Raw genomic sequence first — 12932 nt, 5'->3', positions numbered from 1 at the left:
CTTCATGTTTTTCTGGAAGGAAGACATAATCTTCGATATTCTCTATGTATAATGAAATTTTAACCATAATAGTAACATGATTGGAAACAACATGAGTACAAGAAGTATATGCATTGCCCTGTTCCTTGCACTGGCAAAGCCAGCCTGTGCCGCGTGGCTGGATCGCGCTACAGTGGATATTGTTTTAAATACCGAGGATAATCAGTTTGCTTTCTACTCCGGACCAAGTACTCAGACTGAATGGCTGATAAATAACGGTGGTAAATCAACCATCCGTCTGAAGGGATATGATGATCCCTCGGCCATGCAATGGGATCTGTCCGCTTACCAGGGAAAGGTGATCGAAGCTGCAGAGCTGCACCTGGCAAAAGCCAACAGTGATGCGATCAATGCTCTCGTGGTTTCCACCATCAACAGTGACTGGACTGAAGGACATTCCTATGGTAGCGTCGCCGGTTCAGGTGAACCCTGCTGGCGCTGGCGCAGTTACCCTGATGGTGAATGGACCTATCCGGGCAGTGATTTCAGTACCGCTACATTCGGCAATTTCGGGACACTGGTAAGTTTCGGCTACAAACACAACGACACCTTTAAAGAATATACCAGCGACGGCCAGACCTGGATTGCCATGCAGCTTGATCCGGCCATTCTATATGCCATGATCCAGGATAACTACGGCCTTGTGGTCACTGATCCCCGCTTTGGATCTGCAAACGGCAACCCGACTATATACTCTTCTGAACAGAACTCTACAGTTCAGCCCCGCCTTTATATCAAGCTGGCATCAATTGATGACATAACTCCCCCAGGTGCTGTGGCCGGGCTGGAAGCGCAAGCAGGCGACTGGAACGGTGAGGCTGTACTACGCTTTACTGCACCCACCGATCCCGATGACGGCAAAGCTTTTGGTTACACGGTTCGATATGCCACCTACGACAATTTTTCAACAGCAACCAACGTCGAGCGCTGGCGTATACCACGGCCGGGAGAGGCAGGAACAACGGACAGCCTTTTACTGGAAGATCTCAATCCTGGGACAACCTATTACTTCTGGGTGCAGGCGTATGATAAAGTCGGTAACAGTGGACCTGTTGCGATGACGACCCTGACAGTACCTCCAGCACTTGCCACCCCGGCTTTTGCCGATGGCGACTTTCCTGTACCAGACCCCACCGGCAAGCAAATTGCTCATGTTTCCGGCATATTGCAATATTGGGCATGTTCTGAACTGGCCAAGATCAACCCGGCAACGGGCAACCGGCTCACAGACGGTTATAGCAGCAGCGGTGATGATGCCTATAAAAAAGCAAATGCGGTTTGGAATGCAGCCACGAAAACGATAACCCTGAAGGCTCTACGTAACGAAGTGGTCGGTTTTCAGGTTATCCTGGAACGCCTGCTGGCCTCACTTACCGATGTTTCTCTAGAGGTAAGTGATCTCCATGGACCGAACGGGGCAATCATTGCTGCAGCGGAAAATATTGACCGTTTCAAGCTCCATTACACCAGTGGCAGTCCGGCCTATCCAGATCCGGCCATTCCGCTGTCTGCACCTTTTTCAGAAACTCTGGATATTCCAGACGCAGACAGCAATCCAGGAGGAACGTTCCAGAGCATCTGGAGTGATATCTATGTCCCGCGGGATACGGCCCCAGGCACGTATACAGGTACAGTAACGGTTGATTGCAATGAATTGAGCAGTCCAGTAACAATGCAGATCCAGTTGCTGGTGGCTAGCCCTGTCATTCCGGACAGCCCCACTTTCTTTATTGACCTCAATGGATATGGCAATAAATGGGAGAACGAAGCATCCCGTTATCAGGTGTTCCAGCTTACCCACAGGCACCGCATGGTTCCCAATACCCTGCCATACAGCTGGGGCTCTACCTGGGTGGAAGACAGGGCACCGATCCTGTCGGGAACAGGTCCATCTCGACAAATCAGCGATTGGAGTACCTTTGCTACCAATTATGGACCATTCTTCGACGGCTCGGCCTTTTCTCCGGATCATCCGGTATATCCATATCACGGGCCTGGCGAAAACACGGCAATTGCCAACTTTTATACCACAGGATATGAAGGCTGGCCACTCAGCATCGCAGACACGACCTATGGCTATGACGAAATTACTGGCGGCAAAGGGCACAGCTACTGGAACAGCCTGGTAGACAGCGGTGGAACCTCTCTTCAGACCTTCTGGCTTGAAGCTCCAGACGTGATGGAGGCCTTCCCCTCAGGGTACATGATCGGCACCCGGAACGTCTGGAAGCAGTTTGCCCAGTATGCCCAGGACCATGGCTGGACCACAACATTCCAGTTTTATCTCAATAATAAATACAGCTATAGCACTACCAACTCCCTGTGGACCCTGGAAGAACAATATGTTGCCGATGATTTCCGCGCAGACGCATTTTTCATGGGATTGTTCAAGGAGGGGTGGGAAGAGGCTAACGCGCCTGACACGAAATTTCAGGCACGCATTGATACCAGCTCGCGCTGGCAGCAGAACTGGGGGCAATTGAAAGGTATCTGCAACCTGCGGGTACAGGGAGCAGGGAGAAACTGGGATTACAGGCATGACCGCTATCGCCGCTACATAGAACAGCAAACAGAGCAGCGCTGGTGGTATGGAACAGGCCCAAAACGCACCGACGCCCTGACAGACCACGGAGCAGAATTCTTAACCCACTGGTCCCATGGCCTGGATGGAGGAACCCCCTATTGGGAGAACTACACAAACGACTGGACAGCCTCAGATACAGAGGATGCAACCCTCTCAATATTGCTCTCAGGCAGTGCTGTTCCAGGCCATGGATCGTATGAAGGACGTGTTGCTACCATTCGAATGAAGGGAATGCGGTACGGCCAGCAGCTGGTTGAAATGCTGAATATGGCAGCAGATACGAACGGCTGGAACAGGAACCGTGTTGCCCGTGCGCTCAGTGCACGCTATGGCGACAACGCTGGCGATGATTTTGATGGGTTTGGAGGTGATTCTTATACAGGCATGCAGATCCTGGATTTCTATAAGCTCCATGCCGATCTTATTGCTACACTTGAAAACAGTAATGGGATTGGAGAAAATGATGCATTTCCCTGGCTGATGTTTTTACCAGCCATAAACAGGCAGGAATAGCAATATACAAGCATTTTTTGAGTAAATACGGCTCGAACTGATTTGTTGAAAACTTAACCACAGGCATTGCAAAGGATAAAGCTCTGGGCTAAGCTTGGATCAGCATGGCAATCCCGTCATGATTTCTCTATCTTCCAGCATACTACCCGTGGAGGTGTTCCATGAACAATCACCATCCGCAAGAACTGCTTCCTGCCCCGGACAGCCACAACAGTACCATCAATAAGCTTAAACGGGCCTTTGCCTACAAACTGTTTTATCAACTGGGCAAAACAGTTCGATCAGTTTCTGCAAACGATTATTACCTTGCAGTGGCGTCTTCAGTGCGGGACAGAATGCAGCACCTGTTCATCAACTCCCTGGAAGCGATGCTGGAACAGGAGACCCGCGTTGTCTGCTATTTTTCAGCAGAATACCTGCTCGGTCCCCACCTGCACAACAATCTTATCAATCTTGGCCTCTATGATGAAGTGCGCCAGGCAGTGAATGAGACCGGCCTGAACCTCTGCCCGATTATGGACAGAGAGGAAGAACCGGGCCTTGGCAATGGCGGTTTGGGACGCCTTGCCGCCTGCTACATGGACTCTCTGGCCACCCTGGAAATCCCTGCCATAGGGTACGGTATTCGCTACGAATACGGAATGTTTGACCAGGAGATAGAAGACGGCTGGCAGGTGGAACTGAGCGACCGCTGGTTGCAGGCTGGCAACCCCTGGGAAATTAAAAAAGCAGACCTTGCCCAGGATGTGGGTTTTGGCGGCCACACAGAAACATACCAGGATAGTGAAAAGAGGATGCGATCCCGGTGGATTCCCGCCAGGGTGGTCAAGGGTATCCCCTATGACACTCCAATTCCCGGCTACCGGGTAAACACAGTCAACACACTGCGGCTCTGGAGTGCTGAAGCCCCGAAATCATTTGATTTTGAAGATTTCAATGTTGGTGATTACAGTGGAGCAGTTGCCGAAAAAATTGCTGCAGAAAACATCACAAAGATACTGTACCCCAATGATCAGGAATTCAAAGGCAAACGCCTGCGACTGGAACAGCAATATTTTTTCACCAGTTGCTCTCTGCAGGATATGATCAGGCAACATCTTTTTGCCAATGATAAGCTGGACAACTTTCACAAAAGTTTCGCGGTTCAACTCAACGATACCCATCCGGCCATTGCCATTCCGGAGTTGATGCGGCTCCTGCTCGACGAACATTGCATGACCTGGGAACAGGCCTGGCATATATGCACACGTACCTTTGCCTACACCAATCACACCCTTCTTCCCGAAGCAATGGAGAAATGGCCCATTGACCTGATGAGCGGACTCCTGCCGCGCCACATGGAAATCATTTATGAGATCAATCACCGCTTTCTCGACATCGTACGCAGAAGATTCCCAGGAGATCAGGAAATCGTCCGTAATCTTTCCATTATAGAGGAAACAGGTGCCAGATATGTACGTATGGCCAACCTGGCATGCATCGGCAGCCACACTATTAACGGGGTAGCCACCCTACATACCAGACTCCTTAAAGAACATACCCTGTATGACTTCAACCGATTGTGGCCCCAAAAAATTATAAGCATTACCAATGGCGTTACGCCTCGCCGTTGGATGCTTGTCAGCAATCCCAGATTATCAGATCTCCTGTACGACGCCATCGGAGAAGAATGGGCTACAGACCTGAGTAAACTGAACAAACTTGAATCCATGGCTGAAGATGCGGCCTTTCGTGAAGCATGGCACAAGGTAAAACTGGCCAATAAACAGGAAATTGCCCAGCTGGCGAAAGACAAACTCGACATAGTGATACATCCAGCCTCGCTCTTTGATCTGCAGGTTAAACGAATCCATGAATATAAACGTCAACATCTCAACATTCTGCACATTATAACCCTGTATCACAGGCTGAAAGATAACCCGGACTATCCTGTGCAGCCACGGGTCTGCGTTTTTGGCGGCAAGGCTGCACCAGGGTATCAAATGGCCAAGTTAATTATCAAACTGATCACCTCCGTTGGACGGGTAATCAACAATGATCCTGATGTACGGAGTAAACTCAAAGTTTTTTTCATCCCCAACTACAATGTCAAGACAGGGCATATGGTCTACCCCATTGCTGACCTCTCTGAGCAAATATCCCTTGCAGGAAAAGAAGCCTCAGGGACCGGAAACATGAAATTCTCCTTAAACGGAGCATTGACCATCGGCACCCTGGACGGTGCCAACGTTGAAATTCGGGAACAGGTAGGAGCCGAAAACTTTTTCCATTTCGGACTGGAGGTGGAAGAAGTTCTTGCCCTGAAAAAACGGGGATATAACCCACGGAAATTTTATGAACAAAATGAAGAACTGAAACGAGCAATTAACCTAATCAGTTCCGGACATTTTTCCTATGGCGACCGAGACCTTTTCCGTCCAATCGTAGACGAGCTGCTTGGACAGGATCAATACCTGCTTCTTGCTGATTATCAGTCGTATATTGAGTGTCAGGAAAAAGTTGACCAGGAATTTGCGGATATTCACGCCTGGACCAAAAAATCGATTCTCAATGTGGCCAGAATGCATAGATTTTCTTCCGACAGAGCAATAAGAGAATATTGTTCGCAGGTGTGGAAGGTCGCCCCCATCCCTGTCCACCTGAAATGGCAACGTATCCCTGAAGGCGGTATTATTTTTCCCTATGTTGAAGAATAATTACAAAGTAGACTATCCATGAACAAGACAATGTGCACGATATTTAACACCCGCGCCCAACTGGAAAAAACTTTGGCAGACAGAATCCTCCAGCTGCTGCAGCAAGGAATAGATCAACGTGGTACTGCCTCACTTATCGTCTCTGGCGGTTCCACCCCAGTAGCCCTGTTTGAAAAGCTGAGTCAACGTGATTTCAACTGGAACAGGGTCATAATCAGCCTGGCCGATGAACGATGGGTTTCGGTAGACTCTGAGGAGAGCAATCAACACCTGGCACAAACACACCTGCTGCAAAACAAGGCTTCCGGGGCAACATTTATCGGCCTGCACTCAGGCCATGCCACGCCTCACCAGGCGCAGGCTGAAATTGAGCAACGCCTGAAGGCTATTCATCGGCCCTTTGACCTGGTCCTTCTGGGTATGGGAAATGACGGACACACAGCATCACTTTTTCCGGAAAGCATAGAACTTCTGGAGGCGATAGATGATCAGAATCCTCACCTTTGCCAGGGGATAACCCCTGTTACAGCTCCCCATCTGCGCATGACCATGACCCTGCCCTGCCTCCTGGACAGCAAAGAAATCATTCTCCACATCACCGGCGAACAGAAACACAAGGTGTATCAACAGGCTATGGAAGGCACGGATGTACATGGCATGCCGATTCGCGCTGTACTGCAGCAAACAAGAACTCCTGTCACTGTATACTGGGCCGCTTGAGCCAGATTGGGAAACCGATCACCAGCACCCGGTAAGACCAGGCCGCAACAGATCACGGGCTATGTAACTTCTTACGTAACTACTCACAGGTGAAATCACTCAGCTTGACAGCTCCCCTGTATGTGCAACGGGTTACAGGGTGTCAGAGGAAAGAGCAGGTTCACTGTGATCAATTATCAAGTATTTCTTCAAATTCTTTTGGAATATAAGGCCTCCCTTTGGCATTTAAGGCAACACCAATAATTTTCGCCTTCAACACAATTCTCTTTTCAGGGAGAAGGAAAATATCCTGAAAAAAAGCAAATCTGATTTTGGATTCTTTCTCCAACGTGGCGGTGACACTGAATTTGTCACCACTGGTTAGCGGATATTTATAATCCAATTCAGCTCGAGTTACGGTCAGGTTAATTCCTTTATCCGCGTATTCTTTAAAATCAATGCCCTTTGTCTTCAAATATTCGTGTCTTGCATGCTCAAGATAATTTTGATACACAGAGTTGTTCACCACCCCTTGGATATCACATTCATAGTCTCGCACAGACATTTCTAATTCAAAAGTCTTTCCCATCACCAATCTTATCCTTTTCTGACCAAATTTTTTATCCGATTACATCTCAAGATTTTTAATGTTCCACCACACCATCAATCATGTTCCAGTACCCAGCCCCATAAGCCCGACAAAGAACCAGCCTAAAATGCCAACGACAGCAATTATCTGACCAATAACTTTGTTATGGTTTTTGAATCCAAAATAGATTGATATTAAAGAAACAATAAGCCCAAGGATCATCACTACTTTTGTGATAACAGGGAAGGGATATGACAAACCCATCGGTATACCTATAATTCCTCCAAGTAGCACCATGAGCAACAGCCATGGATTACCTTGAAGAATTAACCCTGTAACAAAAAGTGTCGAAAATATGCATAGTAAGGCAATTATTATTCTTTTCATAATTTCGTTTTGTGCAACAAGTTATTTGCAGGTTCCCTTGCATCTTAAGAAATAGAGTAAGTTACAGGCAACACACAATGAATACATTACTCGTAACTGATCACAGACTCCGCGAAGTCTCCCGCTGGTCGCTTATCTCTTTGCACAATCGCTTTTTCCCGCATAGATAGCCTACTGGAGTCTTCCCTTACCTGCGAAAAAACACGCTCGCCCAAACCTGAAGCACCTGTGACCAGTTACAACTCGTAAACAACTGAAATATCAGTGTTATTAATCCCGTTACCAGTTACATCAAATCACATTCGTAAACACGTTGATTCTGTTCAAAAAAGTACCCCCCCCCGTACTACCGGATTGCAAAGCACACAGGGGTCTGGTACATATTTTTATGCTTTCAAGGCTGGTTAACCAGTGTCAACCACACTCTTTTGCTTCCTATCATCACTGTCCGATCCGGTTATTTATGAGCTTATCATCACGCATCTGCATCCTGTTATTTGTATTCCATACCCTGTTGACGCCTCTTTTTTCTACGTCCTCCCAGGTGTACGCACAGGAGGACAAGCAGCCCGGGGTGATTGCCCAGGTAGAACAACAACCGGAACAACAGAAACTCTACCTCATAAGCCTGTACACCCTCTCTTCGACACTGCCCAGGGAATATATAGATCTGCAAAGGCATCTTTCCAATGCACCGGATGTATATAACCTGCAGGAAAAACTGCCAGCCCTGCAGGAAGAATTGAAAGCCATTGAATGGGATACCACCATTGCCAGGTCAACACCCAACCTCAGTTACCACCAGCTCTCCAGCCTGGAGAATCAACTCTATAAACTCAAACTCCGCATTGAAGGCCTCAACAAGCCCATAGCCCACTCCATCGAAAAGATGGACAGTTGGTATGAAAACTGGGCAGAAAAAAAAGAAAAAATTCACTCACTGCAGGAAAAAGCGCAAGGATTTGTCGACACAGTCGAGCCTGCAGAAACAATGAAATCGCTGACCAAGACTGTCACATCTGCCCTTGAGCTTATTGAAAGCCAGTTAAAACCTTTGCTGTTGTTCGGCAATCAAATCAGCACGCTGCAGGTTCAGGTTTATAGCCTGGAGCAGGATATCAATGAGCTTGTCATTGAAACCAGGGAGATTGGCATACAGCAGACCATGCCATCCATGTTGTCTATGGAGTTCTACTCGCAGATACAGCCCAGACTCTGGGAACAGAGTATTTCCAATCTTACCTTTTTTCTCAATACCCAAAAACGCTACCTGCAACAAAATCTCGGGTCTTTGCTTATTGGTACCCTGATGACCTTTCTCTTTGGGTTGCTGATTCGACAAAGCCAGAAGTTAGTTGAGCAGAATTCAAACTGGATAAAATTTGCAGAATACCCCATAGCATCGGCCATGTTCATTTCACTGACGATCTTCGAATTACTGGTTATTCTGCCTGTGCATTTTGTTCAGCCCCCTGAATGGGATCTTATTTTTCAGCTCCCTTTAATTCTCTCCATGAGTGCGCTGACCCGCTCCGTCTGTACAAACCCGTGGAACGGCAAAATGCTCCGTCGTATTTCACTCTTTCTTAGTGTAACTATTCTTCTGCGCCTCATAGAGTTACCCCACCTGTTGGTACACCTGGTAATTTTTTACGGTTCTATAGCACTCTTTCTGTATTACCTGGCACAACTCCATATAACCGTGAAAGATGAGTCCAGACTTTCTGCAATACTGAGAAGGACATGGGGACAACTACCTCTGATCATTATCATTGCAGACATTGCCGGGTATGATCGACTGGCTCTTTTTATTTTCACATCCTGCCTGGAAACGGTGGTAGCCATTCTCTTTATCTGGATGGCCTTTCATATGTTTGTCGGGTTTCTTGAATTGCTACTGCTTCGAACACCCTTTGAAATCATCAGTAAAAATGGCTCTATTATCGTCAAACAGCTGCAACCCCTTATCTGGTTAGGCCACATACTCTTTCTCTTGACCCTGCTTGCCGTTATCTGGCGTATTCAGGCTACTGTGGAATCTGCCTACACCACCATGACCTCCTTTGGGGTTACCATTTTCGATATTTCCATTACCCCGGGTTTCCTGCTGGCCATTTTCCTGGTCATCTACGCAGCCATTCTCTTTTCCAGGGCACTCCAGACTTTTTTACGTCAGGAAGTTCTTCCCAGGTACCGTGCCGAAGAAGGTGTGCAGGTGTCCATCACCCGCCTTGTCCATTACGCAACCCTGACCGTAGGATTTCTTATTTTACTGAAAGTCCTTGGTTTTCATCTGAACCAACTCACCATTCTTGGTGGTGCCCTGGGTGTGGGTATTGGTTTTGGTCTCCAGGCCATCGTCAACAACTTTGTCAGCGGACTTATCTTGCTCTTTGAACGGCCTGTAAAGGTTGGTGATATTGTCAGCATCGGCACCGAAGTGGGAACAGTCAAAGAACTGGGACTCCGGGCCACCATCATTGAAACCTTTGATAACGCAGAGATCGTTGTCCCCAACTCAGACCTTATCACCAATCAGGTAACAAACTGGACCCTGGCCAATAAACAAGTCAGGGTACATGTACCAATCGGAGTCGCCTATGGAACAGACATAAGCAAAGTACTGGAAATACTTACCAATTGCGCAAATGCCAATCCCATGGTCATGACCACTCCTAAACCCATAGCCCTGTTTCTTGCTTTTGGTTCATCTTCCCTTGATTTTGAACTGCGTGTCTGGATAATGGATTTCAATGACAAACTTACAGTACTCAGCGACCTGAACCAGGACATTGAAAACGAGCTCTCCCTTGCTGGTATAGAGATTCCATTTCCGCAAACAGATCTGCATTTTCGTTCCATTGATGAAGGCGTTGCCTGTCAACTTTCAGGAAAAACTGAGTGTACGCCTCAGGTTAAAACAACGGAGATAACCGAACAGGAACACGAGAACACATGACCACAAAGTAGGCCTCTGGGCATCTCCACGGTAGCAGTCTGGTCAGCGCACAGTCACAAAAACAAGTCACCCAGACCGACAATTACGCGTATAGTCTCTCATTATAGCTACAAAAAGTTATAAGAGAAAAATTCTCAATATCACACTTTAATCACTGTACAAATCAGACAAAAAGGCCTGGCAAAGACTAAAAAACCATGCCTTTTTAGCAGCTTAAACAAACAGTCACTCGACAGCCACACCTCTCCGAAAAAAACGGAAAACACACTTTTCTTCTTCTATCTCCGTAATTTACGTGAAAAAAATACAGCTATCAGGTGATTTGTAAAGTGAAAAAAATTACAAATTCGGCTAGGATATTTTTTTCTTGTAAACATTCAGTCATATTTGCATGAATGTTACCTGCAAATCTCACCTGGCCCCCAGGGACAACTTTTTTTTTAATTTTTTATACGGCGAAAATGGAAAAATACACTACCGGGAATACCCGACAAAATCAGGATGTTGATATCTCCAGGCTCGAAATGATGAGGACGTACCTCACCAGTTTGATGGATGAATCCAACCAGAAAAAAATGATGCAGTGCAGCTACGAAGTACTGGCACCTATTTATAACGGGGCAACCCGTATGAATCCAGCATCTATCTTTATCAACACCGGTTCTCCGGAAGACATTGCCTATATTCGCGCAAAAGCCCTGGAGGTCGGTGAAGAATTCACCCTGAAGAAAAATAATCATACCTGCCATTTTGACGGTCCCAATGACCAGGGGCGGGATACCGCCAATACCAAGTACCTGGCATACACAGATACAGAGATTTCCTCTCTCCAGAAAAAAGAGGAACTGCATGCCGGAGTGGTTGAAGCGCGAAACATCATCACTGATATCATGAAAAAGAAAGAGATGATCATCTCTTTCATCTCCCGTGGCCCGATCGGCTGCCAGGTCTCTGACCCGACCCTGCAGGTAACAGACTCCTACTATGTTACCCATAGCGAGTACCTGCTCTACAGGATGATGACTCCGGAAAGGTTCTCCAAGGATGTTGAGACAAAAGGCTATATGTTCGTCAATTACCATAGCGCCGGTCGTCTGACTGAAACCAATGTTTCCGCTGACCTGAAAGATCGTCGCATCTATATGGATGTGGAACGTTTCCGTTCATACAGCAGTAACAACCAGTACGCTGGCAACTCCATTGCCCCCAAAAAGATCAATCATCGCTTTGCCAATATGAATAATATTCGCAACTATTTTGGCGAGCGGCTGGATGAGCATATGTTCATCACCGGCTTTCAGATGGATGACGAAGTCATCTATTTCGGCGGAGCCTATCCTTCAGGATGCGGTAAAACAGGTACAGCCATGACCGGAACCCATCTGGTGGGAGATGATCTTGCAAAAATCTTTATAGATAAACAGACCGGCGAGGTACGTGCGGTTAATCCTGAAAAAGGTATGTTCGGCATCATTGAAGGGGTAAATAAAAAGGATGATGCTGAAACCATGAAGGTTCTGGAAGGAGATGGCAATGAGGTGATCTTCTCCAATCTGCTGGTTTCAGACGGCCGGCCTTACTGGAACGGCATGGGCGAACCACTCCCTGAGAAGGGCGTAAACTATCTTGGCGAATGGACATCCCAGTCTGGAATCCAGGCTTCCCACAAGAATGCACGATTCACCATTTCTCTGGACGAGCTGGAAAATTACGATCCAGCTACAGAGGATGCCAACGGTGTAAAAATGAGCTGCCTGCTCTTTGGCGGACGCGACTATACCACCATGCCCACCATTGTCATGGCACATGACTGGATGAACACAGTTGTTCATGGAGCCATTATCCGTTCTGCCACAACGGCGACGGAGATTGGGGCTGACGGCAGTGAAAAACGTTCTCCCTATGCCAATGAAGCCTTCTTCCCCGGCCCGCTGGCAGACTACATCAGCCACTATGAAGCCTTTGGCGAGAATACCAGTATAGATCCGAAGAACCTTCCTTCCGGTTTCCAGGTGAACTACTGGTTGCATAAAAGCGGACGGGGAAGTCTCGCTCCCGGTGAGCCTGATGGCCTGGTAGGAGAAAAACGGGATACCAAAGTCTGGATGCGAATTATGGCTCTGATGCACCTGGGCAAGGTGAAATCCATCTGGACGCCCATTGGCCGCATCCCAAGATACGAAGATCTGAAAGAACTCTTTACAGAGATAATCGGTAAGGAATATCCCAAAGAAACCTATACCAAACAATTTTCGCTGTATGTGGAAAACCTGGTTTCGCGAATTGACATGTCCCTGACGGAATTCTCCAGGGAAAAAGGAATGCCTGACGCCTTTTTCAGGGTTCTTATGACCTGGCGACGTGACCTGGTTGCCCTGAAAGCATCGGCAGGCGCCATTGTCACTCCCGATGAAATGATTAAATACGTGGCCGCCAACCAGCCAAAGTCCTGATCAATTCTCACCG

At 47.5% G+C, this 12932-nt stretch carries 7 protein-coding genes; 5 read left to right on the top strand and 2 right to left on the bottom strand.

Translation table 11 applies throughout. The features are described 5' to 3' along the window. Positions 1-91: 91 nt before the first annotated feature. The 3 genes from G493_RS0118885 to pgl all read left to right on the top strand — a co-directional run bounded on the left by G493_RS0118885 (position 92) and on the right by pgl (position 6552). A complete protein-coding gene (locus G493_RS0118885; RefSeq protein ID WP_028581659.1) occupies positions 92-3136 on the top strand; it encodes a glycoside hydrolase domain-containing protein in 3045 nt (1014 codons plus the stop codon). 161 nt (positions 3137-3297) lie between these two features. Then, positions 3298-5832, top strand: a complete 2535-nt coding sequence (locus tag G493_RS0118880) for a glycogen/starch/alpha-glucan phosphorylase (RefSeq protein WP_051309565.1) — start codon at positions 3298-3300, stop codon at positions 5830-5832. A gap of 18 nt (positions 5833-5850) precedes the next feature. Next, positions 5851-6552, top strand: a complete 702-nt coding sequence (pgl, locus tag G493_RS0118875; protein WP_153306588.1) for a 6-phosphogluconolactonase — start codon at positions 5851-5853, stop codon at positions 6550-6552. Positions 6553-6721: 169 nt separating this feature from the next. Here pgl and G493_RS0118870 read toward each other — a convergent pair whose 3' ends face one another. Together G493_RS0118870 and G493_RS0118865 are read right to left on the bottom strand one after the other, a co-directional pair. Then, the gene (locus tag G493_RS0118870) at positions 6722-7120 is read right to left on the bottom strand and encodes an acyl-CoA thioesterase (RefSeq protein WP_028581656.1); all 399 of its coding nucleotides are present in this window, start codon (positions 7118-7120) and stop codon (positions 6722-6724) included. A 78-nt stretch (positions 7121-7198) separates the two neighbouring features. Beyond that, on the bottom strand, positions 7199-7507 hold the full coding sequence (locus tag G493_RS0118865) for a hypothetical protein (protein WP_028581655.1): 309 nt from the start codon (positions 7505-7507) through the stop codon (positions 7199-7201). Positions 7508-8081: 574 nt separating this feature from the next. On the opposite strand from G493_RS0118865, the gene G493_RS32490 reads away from it, so the two are divergent. Both G493_RS32490 and G493_RS30110 read left to right on the top strand, forming a co-directional pair. Next, complete coding sequence (locus G493_RS32490; protein WP_051309563.1) at positions 8082-10466, top strand: mechanosensitive ion channel domain-containing protein; 2385 nt, start codon at positions 8082-8084, stop codon at positions 10464-10466. A gap of 461 nt (positions 10467-10927) precedes the next feature. Beyond that, positions 10928-12919: a phosphoenolpyruvate carboxykinase domain-containing protein gene (locus G493_RS30110; RefSeq protein ID WP_161629855.1), complete on the top strand. Its 1992-nt coding sequence runs from the start codon at positions 10928-10930 to the stop codon at positions 12917-12919. The last annotated feature ends 13 nt before the right edge of the window (positions 12920-12932 follow it).

This window comes from Desulfogranum japonicum DSM 18378 (assembly GCF_000429945.1).
Lineage (GTDB): Bacteria > Desulfobacterota > Desulfobulbia > Desulfobulbales > Desulfobulbaceae > Desulfogranum > Desulfogranum japonicum.
This window is presented reverse-complemented; position numbering and strand designations above follow the sequence as displayed.

What these genes read in the sequence shown, in the direction of transcription:
- G493_RS0118865 (WP_028581655.1), bottom strand. Translation starts at nt 7,507, where the DNA reads ATGAAAAGAATAATAATTGCCTTACTATGCATATTTTCGACACTTTTT.
- G493_RS0118870 (WP_028581656.1), bottom strand. Translation starts at nt 7,120, where the DNA reads ATGGGAAAGACTTTTGAATTAGAAATGTCTGTGCGAGACTATGAATGT.
- G493_RS0118880 (WP_051309565.1), top strand. Translation starts at nt 3,298, where the DNA reads ATGAACAATCACCATCCGCAAGAACTGCTTCCTGCCCCGGACAGCCAC.
- pgl (WP_153306588.1), top strand. Translation starts at nt 5,851, where the DNA reads ATGAACAAGACAATGTGCACGATATTTAACACCCGCGCCCAACTGGAA.
- G493_RS30110 (WP_161629855.1), top strand. Translation starts at nt 10,928, where the DNA reads ATGGAAAAATACACTACCGGGAATACCCGACAAAATCAGGATGTTGAT.
- G493_RS0118885 (WP_028581659.1), top strand. Translation starts at nt 92, where the DNA reads ATGAGTACAAGAAGTATATGCATTGCCCTGTTCCTTGCACTGGCAAAG.